This window comes from Pseudomonas chlororaphis subsp. aurantiaca, assembly GCF_013466605.1.
GTDB lineage: Bacteria > Pseudomonadota > Gammaproteobacteria > Pseudomonadales > Pseudomonadaceae > Aquipseudomonas > Aquipseudomonas chlororaphis_I.
This window is the reverse complement of record NZ_CP059162.1, coordinates 1,623,664-1,640,564: the sequence shown is the minus strand read 5'-3', so window position 1 is coordinate 1,640,564 and position 16,901 is coordinate 1,623,664. Positions and strand designations below refer to the sequence as shown.

At 63.0% G+C, this 16,901-nt stretch carries 16 protein-coding genes; 9 read left to right on the top strand and 7 right to left on the bottom strand.

From position 1 onward, the window contains the following. Positions 1–9: 9 nt before the first annotated feature. Positions 10–1,716 (bottom strand): ShlB/FhaC/HecB family hemolysin secretion/activation protein, encoded by a 1,707-nt coding sequence (locus H0I86_RS07495; protein WP_180924559.1) that lies wholly within the window; start codon positions 1,714–1,716, stop codon positions 10–12. Positions 1,717–2,001: 285 nt separating this feature from the next. Here H0I86_RS07495 and H0I86_RS07490 point away from each other — a divergent pair, with 285 nt between their 5' ends. Then, entirely contained in the window at positions 2,002–2,277 is a 276-nt protein-coding gene (locus H0I86_RS07490; protein ID WP_180924558.1) for a hypothetical protein, read from the top strand. Between the two features lie 56 nt (positions 2,278–2,333). Here the strand turns inward: H0I86_RS07490 and H0I86_RS07485 are convergent, their stop codons facing one another. Continuing rightward, positions 2,334–3,674, bottom strand: a complete 1,341-nt coding sequence (locus tag H0I86_RS07485) for a DEAD/DEAH box helicase (protein WP_180924557.1) — start codon at positions 3,672–3,674, stop codon at positions 2,334–2,336. A 192-nt stretch (positions 3,675–3,866) separates the two neighbouring features. On the opposite strand from H0I86_RS07485, the gene H0I86_RS07480 reads away from it, so the two are divergent. Next, positions 3,867–5,165 (top strand): mechanosensitive ion channel family protein, encoded by a 1,299-nt coding sequence (locus H0I86_RS07480; protein WP_038581308.1) that lies wholly within the window; start codon positions 3,867–3,869, stop codon positions 5,163–5,165. 133 nt (positions 5,166–5,298) lie between these two features. Here H0I86_RS07480 and H0I86_RS07475 read toward each other — a convergent pair whose 3' ends face one another. The 3 genes from H0I86_RS07475 to H0I86_RS07465 all read right to left on the bottom strand — a co-directional run bounded on the left by H0I86_RS07475 (position 5,299) and on the right by H0I86_RS07465 (position 7,625). Then, on the bottom strand, positions 5,299–6,162 hold the full coding sequence (locus H0I86_RS07475; RefSeq protein ID WP_180924556.1) for a carboxylate/amino acid/amine transporter: 864 nt from the start codon (positions 6,160–6,162) through the stop codon (positions 5,299–5,301). Positions 6,163–6,561: 399 nt separating this feature from the next. Next, positions 6,562–7,161 carry an FMN-dependent NADH-azoreductase gene (locus H0I86_RS07470; RefSeq protein WP_180924555.1) on the bottom strand — a complete coding sequence of 200 codons (600 nt, stop codon included), beginning with the start codon at positions 7,159–7,161 and terminating at the stop codon, positions 6,562–6,564. Positions 7,162–7,310: 149 nt separating this feature from the next. Next, the gene (locus H0I86_RS07465) at positions 7,311–7,625 is read right to left on the bottom strand and encodes a 3-phosphoglycerate kinase (RefSeq protein ID WP_180924554.1); all 315 of its coding nucleotides are present in this window, start codon (positions 7,623–7,625) and stop codon (positions 7,311–7,313) included. A gap of 49 nt (positions 7,626–7,674) precedes the next feature. Between H0I86_RS07465 and H0I86_RS07460 the strand changes: the two genes are divergently transcribed. The 5 genes from H0I86_RS07460 (at position 7,675) to aqpZ (ending at position 12,947) form a co-directional block, all read left to right on the top strand. Further along, positions 7,675–8,598 (top strand): PA3225 family LysR-type transcriptional regulator, encoded by a 924-nt coding sequence (locus H0I86_RS07460; protein ID WP_007920628.1) that lies wholly within the window; start codon positions 7,675–7,677, stop codon positions 8,596–8,598. 43 nt (positions 8,599–8,641) lie between these two features. After that, positions 8,642–9,445 (top strand): alpha/beta fold hydrolase, encoded by an 804-nt coding sequence (locus tag H0I86_RS07455; protein WP_180924553.1) that lies wholly within the window; start codon positions 8,642–8,644, stop codon positions 9,443–9,445. Between the two features lie 3 nt (positions 9,446–9,448). Next, positions 9,449–10,012 carry a peptidylprolyl isomerase A gene (locus H0I86_RS07450; protein WP_007920626.1) on the top strand — a complete coding sequence of 188 codons (564 nt, stop codon included), beginning with the start codon at positions 9,449–9,451 and terminating at the stop codon, positions 10,010–10,012. 88 nt (positions 10,013–10,100) lie between these two features. Beyond that, entirely contained in the window at positions 10,101–11,933 is a 1,833-nt protein-coding gene (locus H0I86_RS07445; RefSeq protein ID WP_180924552.1) for an ABC transporter ATP-binding protein, read from the top strand. A 315-nt stretch (positions 11,934–12,248) separates the two neighbouring features. Beyond that, a complete protein-coding gene (gene aqpZ / locus H0I86_RS07440; protein ID WP_009047606.1) occupies positions 12,249–12,947 on the top strand; it encodes an aquaporin Z in 699 nt (232 codons plus the stop codon). A gap of 15 nt (positions 12,948–12,962) precedes the next feature. On the opposite strand, the gene H0I86_RS07435 is transcribed toward aqpZ, so the two are convergent. Together H0I86_RS07435 and H0I86_RS07430 are read right to left on the bottom strand one after the other, a co-directional pair. Next, positions 12,963–14,087, bottom strand: a complete 1,125-nt coding sequence (locus H0I86_RS07435; protein WP_180924551.1) for a GNAT family N-acetyltransferase — start codon at positions 14,085–14,087, stop codon at positions 12,963–12,965. A 45-nt stretch (positions 14,088–14,132) separates the two neighbouring features. Next, positions 14,133–15,020: a LysR family transcriptional regulator gene (locus H0I86_RS07430; RefSeq protein ID WP_180924550.1), complete on the bottom strand. Its 888-nt coding sequence runs from the start codon at positions 15,018–15,020 to the stop codon at positions 14,133–14,135. Between the two features lie 118 nt (positions 15,021–15,138). On the opposite strand from H0I86_RS07430, the gene H0I86_RS07425 reads away from it, so the two are divergent. Together H0I86_RS07425 and H0I86_RS07420 are read left to right on the top strand one after the other, a co-directional pair. Next, a complete protein-coding gene (locus tag H0I86_RS07425; RefSeq protein ID WP_180924549.1) occupies positions 15,139–16,506 on the top strand; it encodes an MFS transporter in 1,368 nt (455 codons plus the stop codon). Beyond that, positions 16,487–16,888 carry a DUF4440 domain-containing protein gene (locus tag H0I86_RS07420; RefSeq protein WP_180924548.1) on the top strand — a complete coding sequence of 134 codons (402 nt, stop codon included), beginning with the start codon at positions 16,487–16,489 and terminating at the stop codon, positions 16,886–16,888. The genes H0I86_RS07425 and H0I86_RS07420 overlap by 20 nt, the downstream gene beginning before the upstream one ends. Positions 16,889–16,901 lie beyond the last annotated feature (13 nt).

Below are 16,901 nucleotides of genomic sequence, written 5' to 3'. Positions count from 1 at the left end.
AAACGCGATTTAGAGAAAAAAGTCCAGGCGGAAGTAGATCGGCGCTTCGCGCTCAGTCAGGACATCCGGACGCTCAAGGGAATGGGCGAAGGTCACACTGGTGGCGAGGTGTTGGCCGCGAGCGAACAGCTCCAGGGAATTGCTCGACATACGTCCGTGCTGCTCGCCGTTGTAGCGGTCGCCACGGATCACGCCCTGGTCGTAGCCCAGGCTGCTGCCGTACTCGGCGAACACCGGGCGCAGCCAGCCGAGGGTCACCGGGCGGCTCCAGCGCAGGTCGTTGCGCCAGTAGCCGCCGCTGTCACCGGACAGCGATTGGTCCTTGTAGCCGCGAATCGACGACTGCCCGCCCAGGCTGGTGCGCTGCGGGCTGAACAGCACGTCTTCGCTGCGCTGGCCGGTCATCAGGCTGCTGAAGCTGAACGACTCGCCCCACAGCTTGAACGGCTGCAGGTAACTGAGGGTGGCGGTGTATTTGCGGTAGCGCGCATTCGGCTCCCCGGGTCCTGGGTGGCCATTGTCCTGGGCGTCGAAGGCACCGATGCCGTGCTGCATGCCCAGGTCGAGGTTGACGAAGGCACCGCCGATACGCCGGCCGTGGTTGATGCCGAACTGGGCTTCGCTGAGGCGATTGCTGCTCAGGGCCAGCTTGCTGTCTTCGATGAAGTTGTTGGTGCGTAGGTAGGCCAGCCCGGCATTCAGCGAGGTCTTGCTCAGCGCATCGCGCAGGATCACCCGCTCGGCGCGCAGCTGGTGGTTCTGGCTGTCGCCGGTCTGCTTGAAGCTGAAACCATTGGCCTGGGCCTGGGAGCGGTACTCGCTCTGGCTGTAGGTGTAACTGAAGTTCCACCAGCCCCAGGGCAGGTTGTAGGAGAGCATGGCGTTGTTGGAGGTGTGCTGGTGGTCGCTCATGGCATCGTGGCCACCGCGCAGCATCAGTTGGTCGGCCAGCCCCAGCGGGCTGTCCCAGTCGAAGGTGGTGCCCCACTGCTGCTCGCCGGTGCTGCGCTGGCCGTCGTTGCTGCGCGACAGCCCGGCCCGCCAGGGCTTTTGCGCGGTGTTCTTGACCAGCACTTCGCTGCCGCCGACCTCCTTGCCGGGGGCCAGCTCCATTTGCGCCTGGTTCGACGGCAGGCGGTTGAGCTGGTCCACCAGCTGTTCGATTTCCCGCAGGTTGACCAGCGCGCCGACCTGGCCGGGAAAGGCCATGGCCAGCTCCCGCTCGGACAACTGGCTGTCGGCGGCGCCTTTCAAGCCTTCGAGCCGGCCCTCGACCACCAGCACCTTCAAGTGGCCGCCAGACAGGTCCTGCTGCGGCAGGTAGGCGCGGCTGGTCACCAGGCCCTTCTCCAGGTAGTAGTCGGTGATGACCTTGAGCAGCTCGTTGAGCTGGCTGACGCCCAGGCACTGACCGATATAGGGCTTGAGCAGGCGCGCCTGCTCGGCGGCGGACAGGCTGTCGGCGCCCTTGAGTTCGATATTCTGGATCGGGAAGCAACGGGTGTCGGCAGGTGCGGTCGGCGCCGTGGGGGCAGCCTCTTTGCCGGGCAGGTCCTTGAGTTCTTCCAGGCGCCGGCGCTGCTCTTCGAGCAGGCGGTCCTGGCGTTCGCGAATCAGGTCGGTGTCACCGGGGGTGGGAGCAGCATGAACGAGGTGAAGCGGAGTCAAGCACAGCAAAGCCAGGCACAACCTCCCCGCGAGGGCGGGTGAGTACATGTTCGATCCCTCGAGACGCATTAGTATCAAAATGATATCAATATGTTAATTGGCCATCATTTTGGCGTCAATCATTCATCCTGCCGGCTGGCGCAGGAGAGCGGCTCTGCAACGAGGGTTCCAGCGAAGAACTCAAGTCGTCGAGGGGCCTGACCCGATAAGGCCCAGCCAAGCCTGCTTCCGCCCTGAACTCAAGATCGCCCTCACCTGATCAAGCGCTGAACTTTTCCAAGTGCCTGGCCCTCAACCGCATACCCCTGCCACCCCGATCAAGAGGCCACCTCCATGAAAGCGCTCCTCTCCCTCAACATCGCCACCGCCCTGCTCTGCGCCCTGCCCGCCTGGGCCTGCACCCTTGACGAGGCCACTGCCAAGCGTGAGCAACTGGCCCGGGAAGTGGCCAGGCTCACCGAGCAGAACCCGGCCAAGGCCAAGGAGATCAACGACGAGTTGCAGAAGATGGACCTGAGCACGGCCAGCAAGGATCTGCCGGACAAGTGCCAGTTGATCGATCAGCGCCTGAAGGAGCTGGGCGCGGCCGAGAAGAAGGCCGACAGCTGATCGCCGGCCAATAAAAAGCCCGGACGGGGTCCGGGCTTTTTGTGTGGCGCTACGGCTTATTCGGCAGCGGGGGCCTGCGGCTTGCGGCGCTTGAGCGGCGCCATGCCGTCCTGGCTGACCAGGGCATCGCTTTTCGGCCGGTTGGCGGTCTTGCGTTTGGTCGGGGCCTTGGCCACGGCTTTTTTCTTGTCGCCCTTGGCGTCGGTCTTTTTCTTCTTCACACCCGCGGCCTTGCCGGAGGCCTTGACCTTCTTCGGCCCGCTGTAGGTGCCTTTGACTTCCTTGATGGTGCGGCGCTCGAAGTGCTGCTTGAGGTAGCGCTCGATGCTCGACATCAGGTTCCAGTCGCCATGGCAGATCAGCGAGATGGCCAGGCCGTCGTTACCGGCACGCCCGGTACGGCCGATGCGGTGCACGTATTCGTCGCCGCTGCGCGGCATGTCGAAGTTGATCACCAGGTCCAGGCCGTCGACGTCCAGGCCGCGGGCAGCGACGTCGGTGGCGACGAGGATTTTCACCCCGCCCTGTTTCAGGCGGTCGATGGCCAGCTTGCGGTCCTTCTGGTCTTTCTCACCGTGCAGGACGAACGCCTTGTACTCCTGGGCCACCAGGCGACCGTAGATGCGGTCGGCCATGGCGCGGGTGTTGGTGAAGACGATAGCCTTCTGGTAGGTCTCGTTGGCCAGCAGCCAGTTGACGATCTGCTCTTTGTGCTGGTTGTGGTCGGCGGTAATGATCTGCTGGCGGGTGGTGTCGTTCAGCTGGCTGACCGCGTTGAGCTGCAGATGCTCAGGGTTGTTCAGAACCTTGGCGACCATCTCGCGCAGGCCCGAGCCACCGGTGGTGGCGGAGAACAGCATGGTCTGCTGGCGGTTCGGGCACTCGTCCACCAGGCGCTGCACGTCGTCGGCAAAGCCCATGTCGAGCATGCGGTCGGCTTCGTCGAGGACCAGCACTTCCACTTCTTTCAAATCGAGGTTGCCGGCGTTCAGTTGCTCGATCAGGCGCCCCGGGGTGCCGATCAGGATGTCCGGCACCTTGCGCAGCATCGCGGCCTGGACCTTGAAGTCTTCGCCGCCGGTGATCAGGCCGGCCTTGATGAAGGTGAACTGCGAGAAGCGCTCGACTTCCTTCAAGGTCTGCTGCGCCAGTTCGCGGGTCGGCAGCAGGATCAGGGTCTTGATGCTGACGCGGATCTTCGCCGGGCCGATCAGGCGATTGAGGATCGGCAGGACGAACGCGGCGGTCTTGCCGCTGCCGGTCTGTGCCGTCACCCGCAGGTCACGCCCCTGGAGCGCGAGCGGAATGGCCGCTGCTTGCACAGGCGTTGGCTCGACAAATTTAAGCTCGGCCACGGCTTTGAGCAGGCGTTCGTGCAGGGCGAATTGGGAAAACACGGGTGCTACCTCGAAGATATGCAAAAAAACAGCTGCATAGGGTAACGGTTTCGGGCGCGAAGGCCGAGTTTCTTTCACGCAAACCACGGTAAACAACTGGTTTTTGTCAGCGATTCGTCCTTAACGGTAACTTTCGACGGCTTAAATGTTCTAATCGATCCGTCTCGTCTCATAGAGGAAGCTTCTGACCCCATGGATTTCAAACAGCTCTGGCTCAACGTTCAAGACCTCTGGGGGGCGCTCGATGAGCACCCGCTCCTGCATTCCAGCCTGGCCCTGGTCATCCTGCTGGTGGTGGCGCTGCTCGTCGGACGAGTGGCGCGCTACCTGATCCTGCACGCGGTCAAGCTGCTCGGCCGCCAGCCGTCCTTGCACTGGCTCAACGACCTGCGACAGAACAAGGTGTTCCATCGCCTGGCGCAGATGACCCCGTCGCTGGTGGTCCAGTTCGGCCTGCACCTGGTGCCGGAGCTGAGCAAGACCAGCCTGGTGTTCCTCGGCAACCTGGCCCTGGCCTTCACCATCCTGTTCCAGGTACTGGCCATCAGCGCCCTGCTCAACGCCCTGCTGGACATCTACGCCCGTACCGAACATGCGCGCACCCGTTCGATCAAGGGTTATGTGCAACTGGCGAAGATGGTGCTGTTCGTGTTCGGCGCGATCATCATCGTCGCCACCCTGATCGACCGCTCGCCGCTGCTGCTGTTGTCCGGCCTGGGCGCCATGTCGGCGGTGATCCTGTTGGTCTACAAGGACACCCTGCTGTCGTTCGTCGCCAGCGTGCAGCTGACCAGCAACGACATGCTACGGGTCGGCGACTGGATCGAAATGCCCCAGGTCGGCGCCGACGGCGATGTAGTGGATATCACCCTGCACACGGTCAAGGTGCAGAACTTCGACAAGACCATCGTCTCGATCCCCACCTGGCGCCTGATGTCCGAGTCGTTCAAGAACTGGCGCGGCATGCAGCAGTCCGGCGGCCGGCGGATCAAGCGCAGCCTGTACATCGACGCCAGCGGCGTGCGCTTCATCAACGATGAGGAAGAGGCGCGCCTGGGCAAGGTCCACCTGCTCACTGACTACATCAGTCGCAAGCAGGCCGAGCTCAAGAGCTGGAACGAAGCCCAGGGCAATGTCGCCGCCATGTCGGCCAACCGCCGCCGCATGACCAACCTGGGGACCTTCCGCGCCTATGCCCTGGCGTACCTCAAGAGTCATCCGGACATCCAGCCGAACATGACTTGCATGGTCCGCCAGATGCAGACCACCGCCCAGGGCATTCCGCTGGAAATCTACTGTTTCACCCGCACCACGGCGTGGACCGACTACGAGCGCATCCAGGGCGATATCTTCGATTACCTGCTGGCGGTGATGCCGGAGTTCGGCCTGAGCCTGTATCAGCAGCCGAGCGGCAACGACCTGCGCGCCGGCCTGCTGCCGGCAGTGCTGGGCGCCAGCCATATCCCCGAGGCGGAAAAACGCGCGCTGTAATCCTGCCTGATCGCCCCATCCCCTGGGGCGATCCCCCTCTTCTGTAGGAGCAGCCGGTCGACGCGATCTGGCAAGCAACGCAAACTCAGGCCGCTACGCGGATCGCGGGCAATCGAGCGTCGACCGGCCGCTCCTACGGGATCGAGGCGGCCTTCGTGCCGCGACGGCTGATCCACACCGCCGCCAGAATCACCAGCGCGCCGAGGAACAGGCGCCCCAGCGCTTCGTGTTGGTTCCAGATCAACAGGTTGATCAGCAGCCCCACCGGCACATGCAGGTTGTTCATCACCGCCAGGGTCGCGCCAGTGACCAGGCAGGCGCCCTTGTTCCACCAGTACAGCCCCAGCGCGGTGGACACCAGCCCGAGAAACAGCAGCACCACCCACTGCAACGGCGCTTCGGGCAGGAAGTCCGGCTTGCCGAATAGCAGGAAAGCCGGCAACACCACCGCCAGCGCCCCCAGGTAGAAGTAGCCGAAACGCCGGTAATGCGGCAGGTCGCTCGGATAGCGCGCCACCAGGTGCTTGTACAGCACCTGCCCGGCGGCGTAGGTGAAGTTGGCCAGTTGCAGCAGCAGAAAGCCCATGAAGAAATCCGGGCTGATGCGGTCGTAGCGGATCACCGCCGCCCCGGCCACCGCCACCAGCGCCGCCAGCAGGCCCCAGGGGTTGAAGCGCCGGTTCAGCGCGTCCTCGATCAGGGTCACATGCAGCGGCGTGAGGATGGTGAACAGCAGCACCTCCGGCACCGTCAGCACGCGGAAACTCAGGTACAGGCAGACGTAGGTCACGCCGAACTGCAAGGCACCGATCAGCAGCATGCCGCGCATGAACGCCGGCTCCACCTGGCGCCAGCGAGTCAGCGGGATGAACACCAGCCCGGCCAGCAGCACCCGGACCAGCACCGCGAAATAACTGTCGACATGCCCGGCCAGGTATTCGCCGATCAGGCTGAAGGAAAACGCCTGGATCAGCGTGACAAAAAGTAGATAGCCCATGGCTCGCCTCGTCTTGAAGAGGCGGCGACGATAGCGGTTTTGCCCCCCCCGGTGCAAAACACCTCGCCTCCTCGTGCTTGCCGTAGCCGCTGCCGAGCCCTCGCGAGGCTGCGATCGGCTGCGTAGCAGCCGCGAACCCGGCAACCGCGGTGTATCAGAAATATCGCGGCACCTGGTTTGGCGACGGCTGCGCCGTCGATCGCAGCCTCGCCGGGGCCCGGCAGCGGCTACAGAAGCATCAAAAATCGCGGGCAAAAAAAAGCCCGATCTCGCAAAGCGTTCAATCGGGCAGGAGCACTCAGGAGCAACAAGTGCAAAGGGAGGTTCGATGCGCACACAAACTTGAAAGGGAGCGCAGGGCCTACTAGACCACTGCGCGATTATCTGGCGATTAACGGATCAGGCGACCTGGGCCAGTTTGGCGTTGGCCTGGTTCAAGCCCTTTTCCTGGAAGTCGCCGCCCAGGTTCATGCCTTCGGCGTGAATGAACTCGACGTCGTGGATGCCGATGAAGCCCATCACCTGGCGCAGGTAGGGTTCCTGGTGATCCGCGGTGCTGCCGGCGTAGATGCCGCCACGAGCAGTCAGCACGTAGGCGCGCTTGCCGTTGAGCAGGCCCTGGGGACCGGTTGCGGTGTACTTGAAGGTCACACCGGCACGCAGCACGTGGTCCAGCCAGGCTTTGAGGGTGCTCGGGATGGCGAAGTTGTACATCGGCGCGGCCATCACCAGCACGTCGGCGGCCAGCAGTTCGTCGGTCAGTTCGTTGGAACGCTGCAGCGAGGCCTCTTCGATCTCGTTACGCTGCTCGGCGGGTTTCATCCAGCCGCCCAGCAGGTTGCTGTCCAGGTGCGGCACCGGGGTTACCGCCAGGTCACGCACGGTGATCTGGTCGGCCGGGTAGGCCGCCTGCCATTGCTTGATGAAGGTCTGGGTCAGCTGGCGGGAAACGGAATCCTGCTGACGGGCACTGCTTTCGATGATCAGAACGCGGGACATGGGATGTAGCCTCCATCGGGAATGCTGTAGGTCGATGGAGCGCAGATTAAACAGAGTCATATCGATGAAAAAGCGCAAATAACTGCTATAACCAATCAATAAATTCGTTTATAAGCGGAGCAGGTCGCGCGCCCTGCTCCGCTTTGCACTTACTTGGCGATACAGGTCAGGTCGATGCGCAGCTTGATGATGCTGCGGTTGAACTTGGCCGTGGCGTTCTTGAACTTGCCGGCCGCCACTTCCACCTTGCGTGTACGCGGGGCTTCGGGGCCGTTGCGAAAGACCACCGTGCAGGCGGCGTCGGTGGTGCCGTAGTTGTTCACCTGGATCGAACCGATGTCGGCATCGGTGTCGTAGGCGGTGTAGTCGATGCTCACGCCTTCGAGGTGTTTCTTCACATCGATGGGATAGGCGAACGCACTGAGCGGCAGCAGGGCCAGCAACACACAACAGAATTTTCTCATTCGGCAGTCTCCAATAAGGAGCGCCAGCTTAGGACAAGAGGAGCTCCTCATGAAAGCGCCCCGCGTTACCCTCGATCAATGGCGAACACTGCAGGCCGTGGTCGACCACGGCGGCTTCGCCCAGGCCGCCGAGGCGCTGCACCGTTCGCAATCGTCAGTCAGCTACACCGTGGCGCGCATGCAGGACCAACTGGGCGTGCCGCTGCTGCGTATCGACGGGCGCAAGGCCGTGCTCACCGAGGCCGGCGGCGTATTGCTGCGCCGTTCGCGGCAACTGGTGAAACAGGCCAGCCAGCTGGAAGACCTGGCCCACCACATGGAACAGGGCTGGGAAGCCGAAGTACGCCTGGTGGTGGACGCCGCCTACCCCAGCGCGCGTCTGGTCCGCGCCCTGACCGCCTTCATGCCGCAAAGCCGCGGCTGCCGGGTGCGCCTGCGCGAGGAGGTGCTGTCCGGGGTCGAAGAGGTGCTGCTCGAAGGCGTGGCCGACCTGGCCATCAGTGGCTTCAATATCTCCGGCTACCTGGGCACCGAGATGAGCTCGGTGGAATTCGTCGCCGTGGCCCACCCGGAACACGCCCTGCACCGCCTGAACCGCGAGCTGAATTTCCAGGATCTGGAAAGCCAGCTGCAAGTGGTGATCCGCGACTCCGGCCGCCAGCAGCCGCGAGACGTCGGCTGGCTCGGCGCCGAACAGCGCTGGACCGTCGGCAGCCTGGCCACCGCCGCCACCTTCGTCGGCAGCGGCCTGGGCTTTGCCTGGCTGCCGCGCCATATGATCGAACGCGAACTCCGGGAGGGCCTGCTCAAGGTGCTACCGTTGGACCAGGGCGGCAGCCGGCACCCGACCTTCTACCTGTATTCGAACAAGGACAAACCCCTGGGCCCGGCCACGCAGATCCTCGTCGAGCTGCTGCGCACCTTCGACACCGCGCCGCTGGACGCGCCGTTCGCCGCCCCGGAACAAGCCTGAACCGACACTTGAAACCTCCACGCGCCTGAACAGGAATTCAGCCATGGCCTATTTCGAACACGAAGGATGCACCCTGCACTACGAGGAATACGGCCATGGCGAACCGCTGGTGCTGGTCCACGGGCTTGGCTCCAGCACCCAGGACTGGGAAAAGCAGATCGCCGAGCTGTCCGCCCATTACCGCCTGATCCTCCCCGACATGCGTGGCCATGGCCGTTCCGACAAGCCCCGCGGGCCCTACAGCATCGCCGGTTTCAGCGCCGACCTGGTCGCCCTGCTGGAGCACCTGAACCTGTCGCGGGTGCATCTGGTGGGCCTGTCCATGGGCGGCATGATCGCCTTCCAGCTCGCGGTGGATCAGCCCGGGCTGCTGAAAAGCCTGTGCATCGTCAACAGCGCGCCCGAGGTAAAGATCCGCAGCGCCAACGATGCCTGGCAATGGTTCAAGCGCTGGAGCCTGATGCGCCTGCTTAGCCTCGAAGCCATTGGCATCGCCCTGGCCGGCAAACTGTTCCCCAAGCCGGAGCAGGCCGAGCTGCGGCAAAAGATGGCCGAGCGCTGGGCAAAAAACGACAAACGTGCTTATCTCGCAAGCTTCGATGCCATCATTGGCTGGGGGGTCCAGGAACGACTTTCGCAAGTCGCCTGTCCAACCCTGGTCATCAGCGCCGACCGTGACTACACCCCGGTCGCATTGAAAGAAAGCTATGTGAAACTGCTGCCCGACGGGCGCCTGGTGGTGATCGCCGATTCGCGTCACGCCACGCCGCTGGACCAGCCGCAACGCTTCAACCAAACCCTGCTCGAGTTTTTAACCGCAGTCGACACCACCACCCAGGATCACTGACCCATGCTGAAAAAAATCGCCCTCGTCGCCGGCTCCGTTCTGTTCGCTGCCAACCTGATGGCCGCCCAACCGGCCAAGGCACCTCACGTATTGCTGGACACCAGCTTCGGCAAGATCGAAGTCGAACTGGACCCGGTCAAGGCCCCGATCTCCAGCAAGAACTTCCTCGACTACGTCGACAGCGGCTTCTACACCAACACCATCTTTCACCGGGTGATCCCGGGCTTCATGGTCCAGGGCGGCGGCTTCACCCCGCAGATGGTGCAGAAGGAAACCCGCGACCCGATCAAGAACGAAGCCAGCAACGGCCTGCATAACGTACGTGGCACCCTGTCCATGGCCCGCACCTCGAACCCGAACTCGGCCACCAGCCAGTTCTTCATCAACGTTGCCGACAACGCCTTCCTCGATCCGGGCCGCGATGCCGGTTACGCGGTGTTCGCCAAAGTGGTGAGCGGCATGGACGTGGTCGACCAGATCGTCAACTCGCAGACCACCACCAAACAAGGCATGCAGAACGTGCCGATCGACCCCGTGCTGATCAAGTCGGCCAAGCGCATCGACTAATGCGTCAACGGGAGTCCCGGCGGAGCACTGCACCCGTGCTCCGCCTGCTTACTGATAAGGAGAGCCCGCCACGCGGGCGTCAGATCCCATGCTCTATCGTCGTTTTGAACAACTGATCGATATTTTCCGCGACGCTCCCACTGCCGCTCCCCCCAACCGCGTACTGCCCTTCTATCTCTATTACATCAAGCAGGTCTGGCCGAGCTTCGTCGCCCTGCTGGTGGTCGGCCTGTTCGTCGCGCTGATCGAGGTGTCGCTGTTCAGCTACCTGAGCACGATCATCGACCTGGCCCAGGGCACGCCCAATGTCGAGATCTTCAAGACCCACGGCCTCGAGCTGGCCTGGATGGCGGTGGTCGCGCTGATCTTTCGCCCACTGTTCGTCGCCCTGCACGACCTGCTGGTGCATCAGACCATCAGCCCAGGCATGACCAGCCTGATTCGCTGGCAGAACCACAGTTATGTGCTCAAGCAGAGCCTGAACTTCTTCCAGAACGACTTCGCCGGACGCATCGCCCAGCGCATCATGCAGACCGGCAACTCGCTGCGCGACTCGGCGGTGCAGGCGGTGGACGCGCTGTGGCACGTACTGATCTACGCGGTCAGCTCCCTGGTGCTGTTCGCCGAGGCCGACTGGCACCTGATGATCCCGCTGCTGATCTGGATCGCCAGCTACATCGGCGCGCTCTGGTACTTCGTGCCGCGGGTCAAGGAACGTTCGGTGATTTCCTCGGACGCCAACTCCAAGCTGGTCGGCAGGATCGTCGACGGCTACACCAACATCACCACCCTCAAGCTGTTCGCCCACACCCACTTCGAGCAGAACTACGCGCGCGAGGCCATCGGCGAGCAGACCGAGAAAAGCCAGCTGGCCGGGCGCGTCATCACCAGCATGGACGTGGTGATCACCGCCATGAACGGCCTGCTGATCGTTTCCACCACGGGCCTGGCCCTGTGGCTGTGGACCCAGTCGCTGATCTCGGTCGGCGCCATCGCCCTGGCCACCGGCCTGGTGATCCGCATCGTCAACATGTCCGGCTGGATCATGTGGGTGGTCAACGGCATCTTCGAGAACATCGGCATGGTCCAGGACGGCCGGCAGACCATCGCCCAGCCCATCAGCGTCAGCGACCGCGAGCAGGCGCCACGCCTGGCGGTGGCCAGCGGCGAGGTGCGTTTCGAGCATGTGGATTTCCACTACGGGAAAAAGACCGGGGTCATCAGCGACCTCAACCTGACCATCCGGCCCGGGGAAAAGATCGGCCTGATCGGCCCGTCCGGCGCCGGCAAGTCGACCCTGGTCAACCTGTTGCTGCGGCTCTATGACCTGGAGAGCGGGCGCATCCTGATCGACAACCAGAACATCGCCGACGTGACCCAGGAAAGCCTGCGCGAACGGATCGGCATGATCACCCAGGACACCTCGCTGCTGCACCGTTCGATCCGCGACAACCTGCTCTACGGCAAGCCCGACGCCACCGACGAGGAACTCTGGGAAGCGGTGCGCAAGGCCCGCGCCGACGAGTTCATCCCGCTGCTCTCCGACGCCCAGGGCCGCACCGGCTTCGATGCCCATGTCGGCGAACGCGGGGTGAAACTCTCCGGCGGCCAGCGCCAGCGCATCGCCATTGCCCGGGTGCTGCTCAAGGATGCGCCGATCCTGATCATGGACGAAGCTACATCGGCCCTGGACTCGGAAGTCGAGGCGGCGATCCAGGAAAGCCTGGAGACCCTGATGCAGGGCAAGACCGTGATCGCCATCGCCCACCGGCTCTCGACCATCGCCCGCATGGACCGCCTGGTGGTCCTGGAAAAAGGCCGCATCGCCGAGACCGGCAGCCATGCCGAGCTGTTGGCCCACGGTGGCCTGTATGCGCGTTTGTGGCAGCACCAGACCGGAGGTTTTGTCGGTATCGACTGACCGTAGCCCTGTAGCCGCTGTCGAGCCTGCGAGGCTGCGATCGACTGCGAAGCAGTCGCAAACCGGTGAATGCGCTCCTTCAGGCAGACCAAGGTTGCAAGATTTACGACCGCTGCGCGGTCGATCGCAGCCTTCGGCAGCGGCTACACAAAACGCCAGGGCCCTTTACCTCGGGCCCTGGCGTTTTTTTTCGCACTGGATTTGTAAAAAAAGCCTGCTGTACTGAGCCTAGGTTCTGGACCAGGGCCTGCAGCCAGCCTGCATGGCTGCATCACGGCTTTATCGCATCGATAGTCGACCTAAAAGGATAACTTCATGTCTCTGTTCAAGCGTTCAGTCACTGAGTTGTTAGGTACCTTCTGGCTGGTGTTGGGTGGTTGTGGCAGCGCCGTACTGGCGGCCGCGTTCCCGGAGGTCGGCATCGGCCTGCTCGGCGTGGCGCTGGCCTTCGGTCTTACCGTCCTGACGATGGCCTTCGCCATCGGCCATATCTCCGGCTGCCATCTCAACCCCGCGGTGTCCGTCGGCCTGGTGGTCGGCGGGCGTTTTCCGCTCAAGGAACTGCCCGCCTATGTCATCGCGCAAGTGCTAGGCGGGGTGATCGCCGCGGCGCTGCTTTACTTCATCGCCAGCGGCAAGCCGGGCTTCGAGCTGGCCAGCGGGCTGGCCTCCAACGGCTATGGCGAACATTCGCCGGGAGGCTATTCACTGGCGGCGGGTTTTGTCAGCGAGCTGGTGATGACCGGGATGTTCGTGGTGATCATCCTCGGCGCCACCGATAAACGCGCGCCGGTGGGCTTCGCGCCGATCGCCATCGGCCTGGCGCTGACGCTGATCCACCTGATCTCGATCCCGGTGACCAACACCTCGGTCAACCCGGCGCGCAGCACCGGGCCGGCCTTGATCGTCGGTGGCTGGGCGATCCAGCAACTGTGGCTGTTCTGGCTGGCGCCGATTCTCGGCGCGGTGGTCGGCGGCGGTATCTATCGCTGGCTGGGCAAGGAAGACAGCTGAAAACCACCCCGAGGGTCACGCCTGCCGATACGGCAGCGCGGCCCTCGCCTCTTCGGCGTAAGCCAGCACGCCCGCCCGCTCCTGCCGGAGAAAATCCTCCACCGCCGCTTTCAAGCCGGGGTGGCGCAGGTAGTGCCAGGACCGGGTAATCACCGGCTCGAAGCCCCGAATCAACTTGTGCTCGCCCTGGGCCCCGGCGTCGAAACGCTGCATGCCCTGGGCGATGGCGTAGTCCATGCCCTGGTAAAAACAGGTTTCGAAATGCAGGCGATCGAACTCCGCCAGGCAGCCCCAGTAACGCCCGTAGAAACTGTCGCCACCGATCAGGCTGAAGGCCATGGCCACCGGCCTGGCGTTCTGCTTGGCCAGCACCACGCGGATGGCCTCGGGCATGCGTTCGGCCAGCAGGCTGAAAAAGGCCCGGGTCAGGTAGGGTGACTGGCGCCGCACCGCATAAGTGTTGGCGTAACAGGCGTAGACAAAATCCCACTGCGCTTCGCTGAGCTGCCGGCCTTCGAGCCACTCGAACTCGATGCCCTGCCCCGCCACCTGTTCGCGCTCCTTGCGCATCTGTTTGCGCTTGCGCGAGCTGAGGCTATCGAGAAAGTCCTGGAAGTCCCGATAGCCGCGGTTCTGCCAATGGAACTGGCAACCCAGGCGCTGCAACCAGCCGTCTTGCCCGGCCAGGGCGGCATCGGTAAAGGCGTCGGTGAAGTTGATGTGGGCGCTGGAGAGCCCTTCGATCTCCAGGTAACCGGGCAGGCTTTGCAGCAGTTCGAGGCCATCCTCCAGGGTCGCCGCCAGCAGCCGCGCGCCGCTGACCGGGCTGAAGGGCACGGCGCTCAACAGCTTGGGGTAATACTCGATGCCGGCCCGGGCGCAAGCGTCGGCCCAGCCATGGTCGAACACGTACTCGCCGTAGGAATGCCACTTGCGGTAGCAGGGCAACGCCGCGATCAGGCGCCCGTCTTGCACATGCAGCAGGTGCTCGGCCTGCCAGCCGGAACGCGGGCCGAGGCTGCCGCTGTCTTCCAGCGTGCTGAGAAAGGCGTGGCGCAGAAATGGCTGGCCGTCACTGAGCAGGCCGTCCCATTGCTGCGGATCGACGGCGGCCAGGCTGGTCAAGGATTGCAACGGCATTGGGTTCCCCGCAAGTGTGTCCACGAACGCGCCGAGTATCGCCGATCACTGCCCCAGGTGCAGCAACAGGAAATCGATGAACGCCCGCGACTTGTGCGGCAGGTGCGAACTGTTGGGAAACACCACGTTCACCGACTGCGAAGGCAAGGCGTAGTCGGGCAGCAGGCGCACCAGCCGGCCGCTCGCCAGGTCGTCCTCGACCACCCAGCCGGGCAGTACCGACACCCCCAGGGACGACAGGGTCATGGCGCGGATGGCGGTGGAGGAATTGGACTCGAAATGATTGGGCCCGTTGACTTCGACCTGGCCCAGTTGCGGGTGGCTCAGGGTCCAGTTGGTGGGCCCTTGCAGGTTGCTGTTGGCGATCCACGGCACGCTGTTCAGGTCCAGGGGCTCGACCACCGGATGGCGCGCCAGAAAGTCCGGGCTGGCCACCAGGACGATGTCGTAATCAGCCAGCTTGCGGCTCTTGAAAGCCGAGTCGGCGAGGTTGCCCAGGCGAATCACCAGGTCGAGTTTTTCCGCCACCAGATCATTCAACGAAGAGTTGAAGTTATAACAAAGACGGATCTCCGGATAACGTTCGGTGAACTTGGAAATGATCGGCAGTATATAGCGCTCGCCATACTCGCTAGTTGAACTGAAACGCAACTTTCCGGAAATACGATTATGCCCATGCAGGACATTTTCGAAGGCATTGTCGATATCCGCGACAATGCCCTTGAACTCGTTATAAAAGTCCTGGCCTATTTCCGTCAGGGATATATTGCGGGTATTGCGGATCAACAGGGTTGCCGACAAAACTTCCTCGAGCGCCTTGACATGCAGGCTGGCCATGGCTTTGCTGATGCACAGGTAGTTGGCCGCCTTGGTATAGGAACCGAAATCGACAACCGCCAGGAATGTCTGGACGCGATTTAGATGCGTGTGCATGTTATAGCTCACCGTGTTGTAAATCATTGTCAAATTCCATCAAACAATGTTTCAAGTATAGGCGTATCGACACCCTCGGTCTATCGCTCCTATGATCCCGCCGCAAAAGGGAGATCATATGACTTATCGCTACAAAGTGGCTCTTATATTCCTCATCGGATTCTTTATCGACTGTATAAACATATTCATGTCGGCCGTGGCTTTACCGAGTATTGCCCATGATATGCACGTCTCGACTTCATCCGTGGCCTGGGTGGCCAATGCCTATATTCTCGGCCTGACCCTGATCATTCCGGTAAGCACCTGGCTGGCCGGACGTTTCGGCAGCCGCGAAACCCTCACCGCCTCGATGCTGGTGTTCAGCACCGCCGTGTGGATGTGCGGGATGGCCGGCAGCTTCCATGAGCTGGTGATCTGGCGCTTCGTCCAGGGCATCGGCGGCGGCTTGCTGATCCCGGTGGGCCAGGCCCTGACCTTCAATCTGTTCCAGGGCCCGCAGCGGGCCAAGATCTCCACCCTGGTAATGGCCGTCGCCCTGATCGCCCCGGCCATCTCGCCGACCATCGGCGGCGTGATCGTCGACAGCAGCTCCTGGCGCTGGGTGTTCCACAGCAACATTCCGTTCTCGCTGATCGCCGCCGCCCTGTCCTGGCTGTGGATCAAGGAAGCCCGGTCCGCCAGCCTGGCGCGCCCGGACATCAAGGGCCTGCTGCTGGTCAGCGCGGCCCTGGGCAACCTGCTGATGGGCATGTCGCTGTACGGCGGCGACTACCCGCCGCTGGCCGCCCTGGGCTGCCTGATGCTGGGCGTCACCTGCGTGGTGCTGTATGTCCTACACTACCGCCGCTGCGACAACGCCATCGTCGAGTTGAGCCTGCTCAAGAGCAAGAAGCTCAGCACCTCGATCTTCATCTACTACGCGATTCCCGGGGTGTTCACCGGGGTCAACCTGCTGAGCATCTTCTTCCTGCAGAACAGCCTGCACTTCAGCGCCAGGCTGACCGGCATGTTCATGATCCTCTACGCCAGCGGCGCCTTCATCGCCATGCTGGTCTGCGGCCGGGTCTACAACCGCTTCGGCGCCCGGCGCCTGTTCACCCTCGGCATGCTCCTGCACAGCGCCGGCATCGCCACCCTGTATCTGGTCGACAGCGCCGCCGACCTGCCGATCATCGTCATCGCCTACTGCCTGATGGGCATCGGCGGCGGCATCGGCGCCAACACCGCGCAAACCACTTCGCTGATGGACTTCGAAGGTGCCGATACCCACAAGGGCAGCGTGATCTGGAACATCAACCGGCAGATGTCCTTCAGCATCGGCGCCGCGCTGTTCCTGATGATCTACAACCTGCTGCTCGCCAGCCTGGCGTCTACCCCGGCCTATCACCTGACCTTCGTCATCGCGGCGGTGATGGGTCTGTTACCCCTGTTGCAGATGAGCAACCTGACCACGCAAAAGGAATGTCATGCACAACACAATCGTTGAACAGGCCAAACACAGCATCCATGCGGTCCACGAGCTGATCCACGCGGTCTTCACCGACCAGGACGGCAACGGCGCCGCCGCCATCGACCGCCTGCTGCCGGCCTTCGCCGAGCACTTCAGCATGGTCACCACCGCCGGCGCCATCGTCAGCCGCGAGCAGGTCGAACAGATGTTCCGCGGCGCCGTCGGTGCCCGCCCCGGCCTGGAGATCATCGTCAGCGACATGCACACCGTCTGGCATGAAGGTCACAGCGCGGCGATCCGCTACAAGGAAACCCATCGCCTGGAGCAGAAGGAAACCTCGCGCCTCTCGGTGGTGGTGATCCGGATCCATGAGCACTCGGCCCAGTGGCTGTACCTGCATGAAACACCGTTAAGCTGACAGCGAGTCACCC